This is a genomic window from Comamonas kerstersii, assembly GCF_008801935.1.
In the GTDB taxonomy this organism is placed as follows: domain Bacteria; phylum Pseudomonadota; class Gammaproteobacteria; order Burkholderiales; family Burkholderiaceae_C; genus Comamonas; species Comamonas kerstersii.
This window is the reverse complement of record NZ_VZOT01000006.1, coordinates 1-14151: the sequence shown is the minus strand read 5'-3', so window position 1 is coordinate 14151 and position 14151 is coordinate 1. Positions and strand designations below refer to the sequence as shown.

Annotated in this window: 15 protein-coding genes; 13 read left to right on the top strand and 2 right to left on the bottom strand. The window is 60.1% G+C overall.

Going from position 1 to position 14151, the window contains the following annotated elements:
- The first annotated feature begins 110 nt into the window (after positions 1–110).
- The 8 genes from F7P80_RS10335 to F7P80_RS10300 all read left to right on the top strand — a co-directional run bounded on the left by F7P80_RS10335 (position 111) and on the right by F7P80_RS10300 (position 7234).
- Complete coding sequence (locus F7P80_RS10335; RefSeq protein WP_151044578.1) at positions 111–989, top strand: CorC family transporter; 879 nt, start codon at positions 111–113, stop codon at positions 987–989.
- 23 nt (positions 990–1012) lie between these two features.
- The gene (lnt, locus tag F7P80_RS10330; protein ID WP_242603910.1) at positions 1013–2551 is read left to right on the top strand and encodes an apolipoprotein N-acyltransferase; all 1539 of its coding nucleotides are present in this window, start codon (positions 1013–1015) and stop codon (positions 2549–2551) included.
- A gap of 170 nt (positions 2552–2721) precedes the next feature.
- Positions 2722–3246, top strand: a complete 525-nt coding sequence (fabA, locus tag F7P80_RS10325) for a bifunctional 3-hydroxydecanoyl-ACP dehydratase/trans-2-decenoyl-ACP isomerase (RefSeq protein WP_054067773.1) — start codon at positions 2722–2724, stop codon at positions 3244–3246.
- Positions 3243–4463, top strand: coding sequence for a beta-ketoacyl-ACP synthase I (fabB, locus tag F7P80_RS10320; protein ID WP_151044576.1), 1221 nt, complete (start codon positions 3243–3245; stop codon positions 4461–4463). The genes fabA and fabB overlap by 4 nt, the downstream gene beginning before the upstream one ends.
- Positions 4464–4563: 100 nt before the next feature.
- A complete protein-coding gene (locus tag F7P80_RS10315; protein ID WP_151044574.1) occupies positions 4564–5121 on the top strand; it encodes a D-glycero-alpha-D-manno-heptose-1,7-bisphosphate 7-phosphatase in 558 nt (185 codons plus the stop codon).
- 39 nt (positions 5122–5160) lie between these two features.
- Positions 5161–5922, top strand: coding sequence for a lysophospholipid acyltransferase family protein (locus tag F7P80_RS10310; protein ID WP_151044572.1), 762 nt, complete (start codon positions 5161–5163; stop codon positions 5920–5922).
- Between the two features lie 38 nt (positions 5923–5960).
- Positions 5961–6668 carry a M48 family metallopeptidase gene (locus F7P80_RS10305; RefSeq protein WP_151044569.1) on the top strand — a complete coding sequence of 236 codons (708 nt, stop codon included), beginning with the start codon at positions 5961–5963 and terminating at the stop codon, positions 6666–6668.
- 140 nt (positions 6669–6808) lie between these two features.
- The gene (locus F7P80_RS10300; RefSeq protein WP_058879445.1) at positions 6809–7234 is read left to right on the top strand and encodes a rhodanese-like domain-containing protein; all 426 of its coding nucleotides are present in this window, start codon (positions 6809–6811) and stop codon (positions 7232–7234) included.
- Between the two features lie 243 nt (positions 7235–7477).
- On the opposite strand, the gene galE is transcribed toward F7P80_RS10300, so the two are convergent.
- Positions 7478–8497 carry a UDP-glucose 4-epimerase GalE gene (gene galE / locus F7P80_RS10295; protein WP_151044567.1) on the bottom strand — a complete coding sequence of 340 codons (1020 nt, stop codon included), beginning with the start codon at positions 8495–8497 and terminating at the stop codon, positions 7478–7480.
- Between the two features lie 71 nt (positions 8498–8568).
- Positions 8569–9048: a peptidoglycan-binding protein LysM gene (lysM, locus tag F7P80_RS10290; RefSeq protein WP_151044565.1), complete on the bottom strand. Its 480-nt coding sequence runs from the start codon at positions 9046–9048 to the stop codon at positions 8569–8571.
- Positions 9049–9266: 218 nt separating this feature from the next.
- Between lysM and F7P80_RS10285 the strand changes: the two genes are divergently transcribed.
- The 5 genes from F7P80_RS10285 (at position 9267) to rfbC (ending at position 13553) form a co-directional block, all read left to right on the top strand.
- A complete protein-coding gene (locus tag F7P80_RS10285; protein ID WP_058879462.1) occupies positions 9267–10040 on the top strand; it encodes a type III pantothenate kinase in 774 nt (257 codons plus the stop codon).
- Positions 10041–10114: 74 nt separating this feature from the next.
- On the top strand, positions 10115–11173 hold the full coding sequence (gene rfbB, locus F7P80_RS10280) for a dTDP-glucose 4,6-dehydratase (RefSeq protein ID WP_151044563.1): 1059 nt from the start codon (positions 10115–10117) through the stop codon (positions 11171–11173).
- The gene (gene rfbD, locus F7P80_RS10275) at positions 11170–12060 is read left to right on the top strand and encodes a dTDP-4-dehydrorhamnose reductase (protein WP_151044561.1); all 891 of its coding nucleotides are present in this window, start codon (positions 11170–11172) and stop codon (positions 12058–12060) included. The genes rfbB and rfbD overlap by 4 nt, the downstream gene beginning before the upstream one ends.
- Before the next feature lie 60 nt (positions 12061–12120).
- Positions 12121–13008: a glucose-1-phosphate thymidylyltransferase RfbA gene (gene rfbA / locus F7P80_RS10270; RefSeq protein WP_054067763.1), complete on the top strand. Its 888-nt coding sequence runs from the start codon at positions 12121–12123 to the stop codon at positions 13006–13008.
- Complete coding sequence (gene rfbC / locus F7P80_RS10265) at positions 13005–13553, top strand: dTDP-4-dehydrorhamnose 3,5-epimerase (protein WP_151044559.1); 549 nt, start codon at positions 13005–13007, stop codon at positions 13551–13553. Before rfbA ends, rfbC begins: the two co-directional genes overlap by 4 nt.
- Positions 13554–14151 lie beyond the last annotated feature (598 nt).

Here is a 14151-nt window from a genome sequence, read left to right as displayed (position 1 = left end):
GTCTTAAATATGCCTGTGCCGGGGTGATGTGGGGCCTGCCATTGCCCTCAGGGCAGAATCCGCTATCCTTGAGGCCCTGTTCATAACGGCATGTCCTGCACTGAAAGACTGTGTCAGACCCGCATCCTGCGCGCCACGCTGAGCGCGAAGATAAGCGTACTTTTCTCCAAAAAATCATCGAGTTCATCCATCCAGGGCTGGATTCCAAGGATGAACTGATCGAAACCCTGGCCGAGGCTGAAGACAACCAGGTCATCGGCACCGACGCCCGCGTCATGCTCGAAGGTGTGCTGCGCATGGCAGACCGCACGGCCGCCGACATCATGGTGCCCGCACCCAAGATGGATGTGCTGGATATCAATGCGCCGTACGACGAGCTGCTGGTACAGGTCATTCGCGACGCGCACTCGCGCTTTCCCGTCTATGAAGGCGACAGAGGCAACATCATTGGCATTCTGATGGCCAAGGACTTGCTCAAGCTGCAGCGCTCTCCCACCCTGCATGTGCGCGCCCTGCTGCGCCCGGCATCATTTGTGCCGGAAACCAAGGGACTGTACGACCTGCTGCGCGAATTTCGCAGCAATCGCCACCACATGAGCATCCTGATTGATGAGTTCGGCGAAGTGGCCGGGCTGGTCACCATGGAAGACGTGCTGGAAGAAATCGTTGGCGAGATTGAAGACGAGTTCGACATCCCGGAAGAAAACAGCGACATCTTTGCGCTGGCAGACGATACCTACCGCGTGGCCGGGCAGACCTCGCTGGAGCAAGTGGAAGAAGCCTTCGGGGTGCAATTTGCGCACGACGATGCCGACGACTTTGACACCATTGGCGGCTGGATCAGCCACGCCATGGGGCGTCTGCCCAAGCGCGGCGAAGTCTTCGAGGCGGAAAACCTGCGCTTTGTGGTGCTGCATGCCAAGGGTGGCGCTGTGCGCTGGTTCCAGGTCACACGCCTGGAACGCAATGGACACAGCGAGGCTGCATGACAGCTGCCCTTGACCGCAAGGGCATGACGCCGCACAAGGCACGCTGGCTGTGGCCACTGGCCCTGGTGCTGGCTGGAACGCTGCAGGCCGTGGCGCTGGCCGTACCCCAGACCGGGCAGCCGCAGTGGTGGCTGCAGGTGCTGGCACTGTCCGTACTGTGCGCTGCCTTGCAGCAGTCGCGCAGCAGCAGGCAGGCAGCATGGTGGGGCGGCCTCTTTGCCACAGCCTGGCTGTCGGCCACCTTCTGGTGGCTGTTTATTTCCATGCATACCTATGGCGGCCTGCCCGCGGTGCTGGCCGTGCTGGCCGTGCTCGCACTGGCGGCTTTTCTGGGCAGCTACTACGCGCTGCTGATGGCGCTGTGGCGCCGCTGGGCGCGGCCTGGCTGGCAGGCTGTGGGCCTGTTCGCCGCCTGCTGGACGCTGGGCGAGCTGGCGCGCGGCACGCTGTGGACAGGTTTTCCCTGGGGGGCGATTGGCTACGCCCATGTGGATGGGCCGCTGTCTGCGCTGCCCCGCTGGGTGGGCGTGTATGGCACCGGTGCGGTGGCAGCTGTGCTGGCCATGGCGCTGGTGCAGTTGCGCGTGCTGGTACAGCGCCCCAGGCTGGCGCTGGTGGCAGCTGGTGTCTTTGGCCTATTGCTTGGTGGTGCATGGTTCAGCCAGCAGCAGGCGCAGCAGCAGCCGGGGCGTGCAGCGGTGGATGTGGCCTTATTGCAAGGTAATATTCCACAGGATGAAAAGTTCATGCCGGGCTCTGGCGTGGTGCAGGCTTTGCAGTGGTATGGCGAGCAGCTGTTGCAGGCGCCAGCCTCTTTGGTTGTCGCGCCTGAAACGGCCTTGCCCATGCTGCCACAGCAGCTGCCTTATGGCTATCTGGAGGCGCTGGAGCAGACCTATCGCGCGCCAGAAAGTCGCTCGGCTGCGCTGATTGGCATTCCTTTGGGTGACAGCGTGCAGGGCTATAGTAATTCCGTCATCGGCTGGGTGCCCGGGGAAATGACAGAATATCGCTACGACAAGCAGCACCTTGTACCTTTTGGGGAGTTCATTCCTCCCCTGTTTCACTGGTTTGTGCGCATGATGGAAATTCCGTTGGGCGACTTCCGGCGAGGCAGTCTGGGGCAGGCTTCCATGGACTGGCATGGCGAGCGCTGGGCTCCCAATATCTGTTACGAAGACTTGTTCGGCGAAGAACTGGGCGTGCGTTTTGGCGATGAGGCCCATGCTCCCACGGTCTTTGTCAATGTCAGCAATATTGCGTGGTTTGGCGACAGTGTGGCCATCGACCAGCATCTGCAGATCAGCCGCATGCGTGCGCTGGAGTTTGAGCGCCCCATGCTGCGGGCTACCAACACCGGGGCGACCGCAGTGATTGATCACCGGGGCGTTGTGACTGCTGCTTTACCTGCTGTGACCCAGGGCGTGCTGCTGGCGCAGGTGCAGGGTCGTGATGGGGTGACACCTTTTGCTCGCTGGGTGTCGCGATGGGGCCTGTGGCCGCTGTGGCTGTGCTGTGTTGCAGTCATCGCTTTGTGTGTTTGGCAACACAAGAAAAATTGAGCATTGGAGTGTGATTGCGACCTTGTGGGAAGATCGCCAGATCTTTCTTCTCCAGATACCCTGTGGACATTCCATAATGTGCGGCTGTGCGCAGCACATTTACACTGTCGCGATTACACACACGAGAAACCAAAGCAGTGGGCTCACCCACTGTAAAGCAAGTTAGAAAAATGGCTGAATCTTTTTCCTACGAACAACTGATCGCTTCTGGTGAGGGTAAGTTGTTCAAGCCCGACAGCGGGCGTCTGCCCCTGCCTCCCATGCTGATGTTTGACCGCATCACCCACATCGACGCTGATGGTGGCGCGCATGGTCTGGGCAAGATCGTGGCTGAGCTGGATGTCAACCCTGACCTGTGGTTCTTCAAGTGCCACTTCCAGGGCGACCCCGTCATGCCCGGCTGCCTGGGGCTGGATGCCATGTGGCAATTGATCGGCTTTTATCTGACTTGGTTGCAGCTGCCTGGCCGTGGTCGCGCGCTGGGCGCTGGCGAAGTGAAGTTCACCGGCGAAGTCGGTCCTGACGTGAAGCTGGTGCGCTATGAAATCGATATCAAGCGCGTCATCAAGCGCAAGCTGAACATGGCCATTGGCGATGCTCGCTTGTTTGCAGATGGCAAGGAAATTTATGTAGCGAACGACCTGCGCGTAGGTCTGTTCCTGCGTGAAGGTGACGGTCAAGGGACTGCGGCATGAAAAAACGCGTAGTGATCACGGGTGCGGGCATTGTCTCGTGCATTGGTAATGATTTGGCGACGGTAGAGACTTCGCTGCGCGAAGGACGCTCCGGCATCAAGGCCATGCCCCAGTTCACCGAACTGGGCATGCGCAGCCAGGTTGCCGGCATCCCCGAGATCGACGTGGAAGCGCGCATTGACCGCAAGCAACTGCGCTTCATGGGCGATGCTGCAGCGTATGCACAGATCGCTCTGGAAGACGCCATTGCCCAGGCTGGTCTGACGCCTGAGATGGTGAGCCATCCTCGCACCGGCCTGATCATGGGCTCGGGCGGAGGCTCTCCTGCCAACCAGATCGAAGCCGCTGACACCCTGCGTGAAAAAGGCATTCGCCGTGTAGGCCCCTATCAGGTCACACGCTGCATGAGCTCGACGGTGTCGGCCTGCCTGGCGACCAACTTCAAGGTCAAGGGCATCAACTACTCCATCACCTCGGCCTGCTCGACCTCGGCGCACTGCATCGGCGCTGCGGCCCAGCAGATTGCCTGGGGCATGCAGGATGTGATGTTTGCGGGCGGCGGTGAAGAGCTGTCCTGGGGCATGTCGCTGCTGTTCGACGGCATGGGTGCCATGTCCAGCAAGTACAACGAGACCCCTGAGAAAGCTTCGCGTGCCTACGATGCCAACCGTGACGGCTTTGTGATCGCTGGCGGTGGCGGTGCTGTGGTGCTGGAAAGCCTGGAGCATGCCTTGGCCCGTGGTGCCAACATCCTGGCGGAAGTGGTCGGCTTTGGCGCAACGTCGGACGGTGAAGACATGGTGGCTCCATCGGGTGACGGTGCGGTGGCCTGCATGCAGCAAGCCATGGAAACCGTGGATGGCCCCATCGACTACATCAACACGCACGGCACATCGACCCCTGTGGGTGACATGCAGGAAGTGCGCGCCATGCAAAAGCTGTTTGGCGACAAGGTGCCTCCTTTCTCGTCCACCAAGTCGCTGACCGGCCACTCGCTGGGCGCGACCGGCGTGCAGGAAGCCATTTACTGCCTGATCATGCTCAACAAGGGCTTTATCGCAGGCTCGGCCAATGTGGAAACACCTGATCCAGCACTGGGCGATATGCCTCTGGTCGCACAGACCCGTGATGCGCAGCTGACCACCGTGCTGTCCAACAGCTTTGGCTTTGGCGGCACCAACGCAAGTCTGGCACTGCGTCGCTGGACTGGGGCCTGAAGTCCCTGCAATTTGAGAGCGGCTGTTAACGGTGGCATTGATCGCCAGCTAACGCCGCTCTTATCATGTGCACATTTGCTGCATTTTCTGCGCCTAACTTATGAAGCTCGCCATCCTTGACCGCATAGGCACTCTCAATGCCGAGGGTGAAAACTCCATAGTGGCGCTCAAGGACTGGATGCCGCAGCCAGGCGTGCTCGATGCGGTGGCGCAACTCAATCGTGCTGGCTGGCAGGTTACCTTGGCAACCAATCAACCCGGCATTGGGCGCGGCAGTTTTGATGTGAATGAGCTCAACGCCATTCATCTGCGCATGCAGCGAGAAATGGCTGCCGTGGGCGCACGCATTGAGGCTGTTTTCTTTTGTCCCCACACCCCTGACGACGCCTGTTCCTGCCGCCTGCCTGCGCCTGGCATGCTGCAGCAGATTGCCCATCGCTATGGGGCAGAGCCCCACGAGGTCTGGGTGATTGGTCAGGACCCCAGGCATCTGCAAGCGGGCCAGGCCATGGGTGCCCATGTCGTGGCATTGCGGGTCACTCCGACTGCGGAGGCCCCAGGCCTTGGGCAGAATGTTCCGCAGTATGACTGCTGGCAGGCGCTGGCCGATGCGCTGGCGCCCGATGCACAGCAAGCTGCATCGCCCGCCGCAGACTGAGGCCTGGCGCAGGCGCTGCCCCTTTTTTAGGACTGTTTCATGTCGTTTATTCGCTCTTTGATCCACCTGCTGTGGATGAGCATCACTGTCATTCCCTACACCCTGCTGATCTTGCTGGTACGCCTGTTCGGCGGCTCGTCGGCGGCGCGCTGGACGATTGCGCGTGCCTGGCTCAAGCTCAGCGTTGACAGCGCAGGCTGGTTCTGCGGCGTGAAGTACCGCGTGCAGGGCATGGAGAACCTGCCCACCGATGCACAGCAGGGCGTGGTGCTGCTGTGCAAGCACCAGTCCACCTACGAAACCTTCTTGATGCCAGCCATCATGCCCCGCGCACTGGCCTATGTGTTCAAGAAGGAGCTGCTGAGCATTCCTTTCTTTGGCTGGTCTATTGGCAGCCTGGACATGATCCACATTGACCGCAAGCACGGCTCGCGCGCCTTCCACAAAGTGGTGGAGCAGGGCAAGCGCCTGCTGGCGCAAGGCATCTGGGTCATCATGTTCCCTGAAGGCACACGCGTGGCGCGTGGTGAGGTCGGTGAATACAAGACGGGTGCCACCCGCCTGGCCATCATGACCGGCGTGCCTGTGGTGCCCATTGCCGTGACATCTGCCAAGTGCTGGCCCCGCAAGTCTTTTGTGAAAAAGCCCGGCGTGGTGGATGTCTCCATCGGCCCCATGATTGACAGCACCGGCCGCAAGCACGAAGAGCTGATGGCCGAAGTGCAGAACTGGATTGAGGCGGAAATGCGCCGCCTGGATCCTGAAGCCTATTCCAGCACCGGCCATAGCACTGCAGCGTGAGCCCGGCGCTTTTGCGGCATCCCCAAGCCACGCACACGGTGGAACTGAACCGTGTCAGCGTGGCTTATTTGCTGGTGCGCAGCAGCCGGCGCAGCATCGGCATGGAAGTGAGTGCGCAGGGGTTGACGGTGCGCGCCCCGCTGCGCGCATCGCATACGGTGATTGAGTCCGTACTGCGAGAAAAAACGCGCTGGATTCTGCAAAAACTCAGCGATCGAGCGGTGCGTGTCGACAGCACGCCACGTGTGCACTGGCAGGACGGCAGCAGCATGCCTTTTCTGGGTGGCGAGTTGCAGCTGCGTTTGCACCCGCAGGCCCCGCGCACGGGGGAGCTGCTGAACATTGGGCCGCAGCGCTGGGTATTGCATCTGCGCGCTGATGCCGAGGCCAGTGCCGAGCAGGTGCGTGCCGTGGTGGCTGCCTGGTGGCTGCGCCATGCACGCCAGCTGTTGACTGAGCGTCTGCAGCATTACGCACCCGCCATGGGGGTGCAATGGCGCAGTCTGCGCCTGTCCAATGCCAGAACGCGCTGGGGCAGTGCCAAGGCAGATGGCTCCATCATGCTCAACTGGCGGCTGCTGCACTATCGCCTGCCTGTGCTGGACTATGTGGTCATCCACGAGCTGGCACATTTGCGCCATATGGACCACAGCCCGCGTTTCTGGGCCGTGGTGGAAAGTGTGTGTCCAGACTATCTGCAGTTGCGCCAGGCACTCAAGCAGCCATGCCCTGACTGGGCTATATAAAAAAGAGCAGCTTGCGCTTGATCCACCTTGTTTTTGCATATAAACATATGTGAAAACTAACGCATACAAGCGCTACAAGCTACTGTTTTTAATAGCTTATTCATGCCACACTTGCACTTCATTGACTGGAGTTTGCAAGCATGACCACTTCTTCACATCACTTGGAAGTTATTCCTCAGAGCGCCTATGCGGGCGATATTCCTGCACCTCTGGCATGGCAATGGGTGCAGTCGGGTGAGGCGGTGCTCGTCGATGTGCGCACCGATGCGGAGCGTGCCTGGGTGGGTCAGGTGCCGGGAGCCATTCCCGTGGAGTGGAAGCAGTGGCCCGGCATGACAGACAACCCCAGTTTTGATGCGCAGTTGCGCGCTGCTGTGCCTGCGGGTGGCAAGGTCGTGCTGCTGTGCCGCAGTGGTGTGCGCTCTGTCGCCGCTGCCACGCGAGCGGCGCAGTTGGGTATTGAGGCTTACAACATCCTCGAAGGCTTTGAGGGCGATGCCGATGCCAACCGCCAGCGCGGCAAGCTGGGCGGCTGGCGCAAGCAGGGCCTGCCCTGGTTTCAGTAAGCGGTGTATTTGACGCACTTCCCTCACCCCAGCCCTCTCCCACAAGTGGGAGAGGGAGTCTTTCTCCTTGGAAGGGGGTGCTGCCTCAAATAAAAGCAGGCGGCGCGGCATGCGCCAGGCTGGCCCCCACCCTCACGCTCCCCCAGCGGGGGAGGCATTCTTTTCCCTCTCCCGTTTACGGGAGAGGGTTAGGGTGAGGGGGATTTGCTTCCTCCCAAAGAAGGGAGGGAAGCAAACCACAGCTTAGCTGCGATAGCCGTTCGGATTCCGGCTTTGCCAGCGCCAGGTGTCGGCGCACATGGTGGCCAGGTCGTGTTCGGCCTTCCAGCCCAGTGTTTCCAGGGCATGCTGGGGGTTGGCGTAGCAGCTGGCAATATCGCCAGGGCGGCGGTCGGTGATGGTGTAGGGCAGGGCTTTGCCGCAGGCCTGCTCAAAGGCGTGGATGACTTCCAGCACGCTATAGCCTTGGCCCGTGCCCAGGTTGATAGTCAACAGCTCAGGCTGCGCCAGCGACTGCAGCTTTTCCAGCGCTTTCACATGGCCGCGTGCCAGGTCTACGACGTGGATGTAGTCGCGCACGCCGGTGCCATCGGGTGTGGGGTAGTCGCCGCCAAACACCTGAATGCGTTCACGGCGGCCCACCGCCACCTGAGCCACATAGGGCAGCAGGTTGTTGGGAATGTCGGCAGGGTCTTCGCCAATCAGCCCGCTGGGGTGGGCGCCGATGGGGTTGAAGTAGCGCAGCACGGCCAGCGACCACTGCGGGTTGGAGTGGTACAGGTCAGCCAGAATTTCTTCCACAAACAGCTTGCTGCGGCCGTAGGGGTTGGTCACGCTGGTGCGGTGCTGCTCATCCAGTGGCAGATATTCAGGGGCACCATAGACGGTGGCGGAGGAGCTGAACACCAGCTTGAACACACCGCAGGCCTGCATGGCACGCAGCAGCACCAGGGTGCCATTGACGTTGTTGTCAAAGTAGTCCACCGGCTGGGCAACCGATTCCCCCACGGCTTTTTTGCCTGCAAAGTGCACCACGCTGTCAATCTGGTGCTCTTTCAGGGCGCGCTCCAGCGCAGTCTGGTCGCGCACATCGCCTTCGATCAAGGCAATGCTGCGGCCGGTGATCTGCTGCACACGGCGCACAGCCTCAGGATGGCTGTTGCTGAAGTTGTCAAAAATCACCACATCGTGACCGCTCTGGATCAGTTCGATGGCTGTGTGTGTACCGATATAGCCGGCACCGCCGGTGAGCAAGGTTTTCATAGTGCAGGTCTCTCAAAAGACAAAGCGCTCCTGCAGAGCGCTTCGTACTTGCCGCTTGGTGCGGGCTGGCTTTACAGCGCAGGAATGCGCAGCTTCTGACCGGGGTAGATCTTGTCGGGGTGGGTCAGCATGGGCTTGTTGGCCTCAAAGATCACGGGGTACTTGTTGGCATCGCCATAGTACTTCTTGGCAATGGCAGACAGGGTATCGCCACGCACCACGTCGTGGTACTGGGCTTCTGGCTCGGGGTTGAGCACGGTCATCTGGTTGTCTACCGAGGTGACGCTCGAGACATTACCGCAGCACAGGGTGACTTTTTCCTTGATGGCCTGTGTGGGCGCTTCACCCGTCACGGTCACTTTGCCCAGAGTAGCGTCATAGCTGACCTTGAGGTTGCTCACGCCCAGGTTTTGGACGTTGATGTAGTTCTCAATGGCACTGGCGGCCTTGGCGTTGAGCGCTTCCTGGTCGTTGGCGACGGTTGCCGCTTGCGCTTCCTTGCCGCCAAACAGTTTTTCACCAGCTTCTTTGATGAAACTAAACAGGCTCATACGTGGACTCCCGAAAAGGTGATGAGGCTTGCAATGTAGCATCTGGACAGGGGCGGTCCAAGCACAGGGCGGTATCAGTCCACGATTTCTGACAAAGCAGCTGCGCCGCATTTTCGAGCTGCATAGCGCGACTCCTTGGTCCAAAAATAGGGCGCGCATCAGGGGGAAGTCGTGCAAAGCGCATGGAGTACACAGAAAAAATCTTGATAATGCCGCCCATGACTTTTTTGGCCATTGACATCGGAAACACCCGCCTGAAGTGGGCAATGTACGAGGCTCCACACCCAGGCGCAGCCTTGCTGGCACATGGTGCGGAGTTTCTGGAGCACATTGAGCGCCTGGCCGAAGGACCGTGGAGCAAGCTGCCCACGCCCACCCATATGCTGGGCTGCGTGGTGGCTGGAGAAACAGCACGCCGCCGTGTGCATGACCAGATCGAGCTCATGCTGGGCTGGGATTTTGAGCCGCACTGGGTCGTGCCATCTGCGCAGGAAGCAGGGGTCACCAATGGCTACGACCACCCCATGCGTTTGGGGGCAGACCGCTGGGTGGCGATGATTGGTGCGCGTCACCATGTTCTGCAGCGTGGCCCTGAGCGCCCTCTGGTGGTGGTCATGGTGGGCACGGCCGTGACCGTGGATGCGCTGGATACCCAGGGCAACTTCCTGGGCGGCCTGATTCTGCCCGGCCACGGCATCATGCTGCGCGCACTGGAAAGTGGCACGGCAGGCCTGCATGTGCCGACTGGCTCCGTCACGCCTTTCCCCAAGAACACCAGCGACGCATTGACCAGTGGCGGTACCTACGCCATTGCCGGCGCGGTCGAGCGCATGTACCAGCACCTGTATCTGCATTGCAGCATGGAGCCCGCCTGCATCATGGCCGGTGGTGCAGGCTGGAAGATGGTGCCCAGCATGACCCGGCCGTTTGAGCTGGTCGACAACCTGATTTTTGAAGGCCTGCTGGTGATAGCGCAGCAGCGCTGGAAATAGCGCATCACCGGCTTGGCTCATGGGGTGCGCACGATAATGCACCCTTGTCTGTAACGTACTGAGAGCTTCTTCCCATGATTCTTGTAACTGGCGGTGCGGGTTTTATTGGCGCCAATTTTGTCCTGGACTGGCTGGCACACCATGACGAGCCTGTGATCAATGTGGATAAGCTCACCTATGCAGGCAACCTGGAAAACCTTGCTTCCCTGCAAGGAGATGTGCGCCACATCTTTGTGCAGGCAGACATTGGCGACAGTGCTGTCATAGGCCAGCTGCTGGCGCAGCACCAGCCTCGCGCCGTGGTGAACTTTGCGGCCGAGTCGCATGTGGACCGCTCCATCCACGGCCCGGAAGACTTTATTCAGACCAATGTGGTGGGTACCTTCCGTTTGCTCGAAGCAGTGCGTGCCTACTGGAATGGGCTCGAGGGCGAGGCAAAGACCAGCTTCCGCTTTCTGCATGTGTCGACCGATGAGGTCTATGGCACGCTGTCGCTCACAGACCCAGCCTTCACCGAAGAGAACAACTACGAGCCCAACAGCCCGTACTCGGCTTCCAAGGCTGCTTCAGACCATCTGGTACGTGCCTGGCACCACACCTATGGCCTGCCAGTGCTCACCACCAACTGCAGCAACAACTACGGCCCCTTCCATTTCCCGGAAAAACTCATCCCACTGATGATCGTCAACGCCTTGGCAGGCAAACCCTTGCCCATCTATGGCGATGGCCAGCAAATCCGTGACTGGCTGTATGTGCGCGACCATTGCAGCGCCATTCGCCGCGTACTGGAAGCTGGCAAGGTGGGTGAGACTTATAACGTTGGCGGCTGGAACGAAAAAGCCAATATCGACATCGTCAAGACCGTGTGTGCGTTGCTCGATGAACTGCGCCCGCGTGCGGATGGCAAGTCCTATGCCGAGCAGATCACCTTTGTGACCGACCGCCCCGGCCATGACCGCCGCTACGCTATTGATGCGCGCAAGCTGGAACGCGAACTGGGCTGGAAGCCTGCTGAGACCTTTGAAACGGGTATTCGCAAAACCGTGCAGTGGTATCTGGACCACCCCGAATGGGTGGCGAATGTGCAGTCCGGCAGTTACCGCGATTGGGTGCAAAAGCAATACAGCGTATGAAAATCCTGCTCTTAGGCTGTCATGGCCAGGTCGGCTGGGAGCTGCAGCGCAGCCTGTCTGTGCTGGGTGATGTCGTGGCTTTGCATCGCGGCAGTGCCCCTCTGTGCGGTGACTTGAGCCAGCCAGACGCGCTGGCGCAGACGGTGCGCAGCGTGCGGCCGGATGTCATCGTGAACGCGGCTGCGCACACTGCAGTGGATAAAGCAGAAAGCGAGCCAGAACTGGCGCGCCTGCTCAATGCCACATCCCCCGATGTGTTGGCGCGTGAAGCTTCCGCTTTGGATGCGCTGCTGGTGCACTACAGCACCGACTACGTCTTTGACGGCAGCGGTGATGCACCGCGTGACGAAAACGCTGCCACAGCGCCGCTGTCGGTCTATGGCCAGACCAAGCTGGAAGGGGAGCAACTGATTCAAGCCAGTGGTTGCCGCCATCTGATTTTCCGTACCAGCTGGGTCTATGCCGCACGCGGTGGCAACTTTGCCAAAACCATGCTGCGCCTGGCGCAGGAGCGCGAGCAGCTAAGCGTGATCAACGACCAGTTTGGCGCGCCCACGGGTGCCGACCTGCTGGCCGATGTGACAGCCCATGCCATCCGCCATGTGCAGCAGCACCCTGAGCATCTGGGCTTGTACCACTGCGTAGCTGGGGGAGAGACTACTTGGCATGCTTATGCGCAGTATGTGCTGGAAGCAGCACGCCAGCTGCAGCCTGCATTGCCGCTGAAGGTGCAAAGCATTGCAGCAGTGCCGACCAGTGCCTTCCCCACGGCGGCCCAGCGCCCGCACAACTCGCGGCTGGATACGACCAAGCTGCAAACCCATATGGGGCTGCGCTTGCCGCACTGGCAGCAAGGCGTAGAGCGCATGCTGCAAGAAATTCTATGAACCAAATTGGCTGTTAAGGCTTGTGTGTCAAGCGCAAGCAGCTATCAAAAAAGAAAAACCATGACCCAAGCACGCAAAGGCATCATCCTCGCAGGCGGCTCTGGCACACGTCTGCACCCTGCTACCCTGGCCATCAGCAAGCAGCTGCTGCCGGTGTATGACAAGCCCATGATTTACTACCCGCTGAGCACGCTGATGCTGGCGGGCATTCGTGACATTCTCATCATCAGCACCCCGCAGGACACGCCCCGTTTTGAGCAGCTGCTGGGCGATGGCAGCCAGTGGGGTTTGAACCTGCAATACGCCGTGCAGCCCAGCCCTGATGGGCTGGCACAGGCTTTCTTGATTGGTGAGCAATTCCTCAACGGTGCGCCCAGTGCGCTGGTGCTGGGCGACAACATCTTCTATGGCCATGACTTCCAGAAGCTGCTGGCAGGGGCGAATGCACAAACGACAGGCTCCACAGTGTTTGCCTACCACGTGCAAGACCCTGAGCGCTACGGCGTGGCCGAGTTCGATGCCCAGGGCAAGGTACTGTCGCTGGAAGAAAAGCCTGCGCAGCCCAAATCCAACTACGCTGTGACAGGCCTGTATTTCTATGACAGCCAGGTGGTGGAACTGGCCAAGTCCCTCAAGCCTTCGCCACGTGGTGAGCTGGAAATTACCGACCTGAACAAGCTGTACCTGCAGCAAGGCCAGCTGAATGTGCAGCTTATGGGTCGTGGCTATGCCTGGCTGGATACGGGCACGCATGACAGCCTGCTGGAAGCTGGCCAGTTCATCGCGACGCTGGAGCAGCGCCAAGGCCTGAAAGTGGCATGCCCAGAAGAGATTGCCTTCCGTGCAGGCTGGATTGATGCCGCGCAGCTGGAAAAGCTGGCGCAGCCGCTGCTCAAGAACGGCTATGGCAAATACCTGATGCAATGCCTCAAAGGTGGTGCGCGATGAAAGCCACACCAACAGCCATTCCTGATGTGATGGTGATTGAGCCCAAGGTGTTTGGGGATTCGCGTGGCTTTTTTTATGAAAGCTTTAACCAGCAAGCATTCAATGCAGCCACGGGCACCAACTTGGAGTTTGTGCAGGACAACCACAGCCGCTCCAGCAAGGGCGTGCTGCGTGGGCTGCACTACCAGCTGCCACCGCATGCTCAGGGCAAGCTGGTGCGCGTGGTGCGCGGTGCGGTGTGGGATGTGGCAGTCGATATCCGCAAAGACTCACCCACGTTTGGTCAGTGGGTGGCAGAGACACTGACAGAAGACAACCACAAGCAGTTCTGGATTCCACCGGGCTTTGCCCATGGCTTTGTGGTGCTGAGCGACACGGCCGATTTTCTGTACAAGACCACGAACTACTACGCGCCTCAGTCTGATCGTGGAATTGCATGGAATGACCCAGACTTGGGTATCCAGTGGCCGGATCTGGGCATGGAGTTTGTGCTGTCGGACAAAGACCAGAAGCAGTCCGCGTTCAAGGATGCAGAGGTGTTTTGATCAGACATACCCCTCACCCGCGTCTTGTCCCTCCCCCACTGGGGGAGGGTTAGGGAGGGGGCCAGCCTGATGCCTGATTGAGCGACTGTGTTTGTTCCTGGCAGTGTTGGCCCCCATCCCCTCCTTCCCCCAGCGGGGGAAGGAGAACACCCCCTCACCCTGACCCTCTCCCGTAAACGGGAGAGGGTAAAAGAATTCCCTCCCCCGCTGGGGGAGGGCTAGGGTGGGGGCCAGCCTGACGCCTGATTGAGCGACTGTGTTTGTTCCAGGCAGTGTTGGCCCCCATCCCCACCTTCCCCCAGCGGGGGAAGGAGAACACCCCCTCACCCTAACCCTCTCCCGTAAACGGGAGAGGGGAAAAGAATTCCCTCCCCCACTGGGGGAGGGTTAGGGTGGGGGCCAGCTTGATGCCTGATTGAGCGACTGTGTTTGTTCCAGGCAGTGTTGGCCCCCATCCCCACCTTCCCCCAGAGGGGGAAGGAGAACACCCCCTCACCCTGACCCTCTCCCGTAAACGGGAGAGGGTAAAAGAATTCCCTCCCCCGCTGGGGGAGGGCTAGGGTGGGGGCCAGCCTGACGCCTGATTGAGCGACTGTGT

Excerpts from the sequence above, each read along its gene's own strand:
- lnt (WP_242603910.1), top strand. The coding sequence starts at position 1,013 with ATGACGCCGCACAAGGCACGCTGGCTGTGGCCACTGGCCCTGGTGCTG.
- rfbD (WP_151044561.1), top strand. The coding sequence starts at position 11,170 with ATGAAAATCCTGCTCTTAGGCTGTCATGGCCAGGTCGGCTGGGAGCTG.
- fabB (WP_151044576.1), top strand. The coding sequence starts at position 3,243 with ATGAAAAAACGCGTAGTGATCACGGGTGCGGGCATTGTCTCGTGCATT.
- F7P80_RS10315 (WP_151044574.1), top strand. The coding sequence starts at position 4,564 with ATGAAGCTCGCCATCCTTGACCGCATAGGCACTCTCAATGCCGAGGGT.
- F7P80_RS10285 (WP_058879462.1), top strand. The coding sequence starts at position 9,267 with ATGACTTTTTTGGCCATTGACATCGGAAACACCCGCCTGAAGTGGGCA.
- fabA (WP_054067773.1), top strand. The coding sequence starts at position 2,722 with ATGGCTGAATCTTTTTCCTACGAACAACTGATCGCTTCTGGTGAGGGT.
- F7P80_RS10300 (WP_058879445.1), top strand. The coding sequence starts at position 6,809 with ATGACCACTTCTTCACATCACTTGGAAGTTATTCCTCAGAGCGCCTAT.
- rfbB (WP_151044563.1), top strand. The coding sequence starts at position 10,115 with ATGATTCTTGTAACTGGCGGTGCGGGTTTTATTGGCGCCAATTTTGTC.
- rfbC (WP_151044559.1), top strand. The coding sequence starts at position 13,005 with ATGAAAGCCACACCAACAGCCATTCCTGATGTGATGGTGATTGAGCCC.
- galE (WP_151044567.1), bottom strand. The coding sequence starts at position 8,497 with ATGAAAACCTTGCTCACCGGCGGTGCCGGCTATATCGGTACACACACA.
- F7P80_RS10310 (WP_151044572.1), top strand. The coding sequence starts at position 5,161 with ATGTCGTTTATTCGCTCTTTGATCCACCTGCTGTGGATGAGCATCACT.
- lysM (WP_151044565.1), bottom strand. The coding sequence starts at position 9,048 with ATGAGCCTGTTTAGTTTCATCAAAGAAGCTGGTGAAAAACTGTTTGGC.
- rfbA (WP_054067763.1), top strand. The coding sequence starts at position 12,121 with ATGACCCAAGCACGCAAAGGCATCATCCTCGCAGGCGGCTCTGGCACA.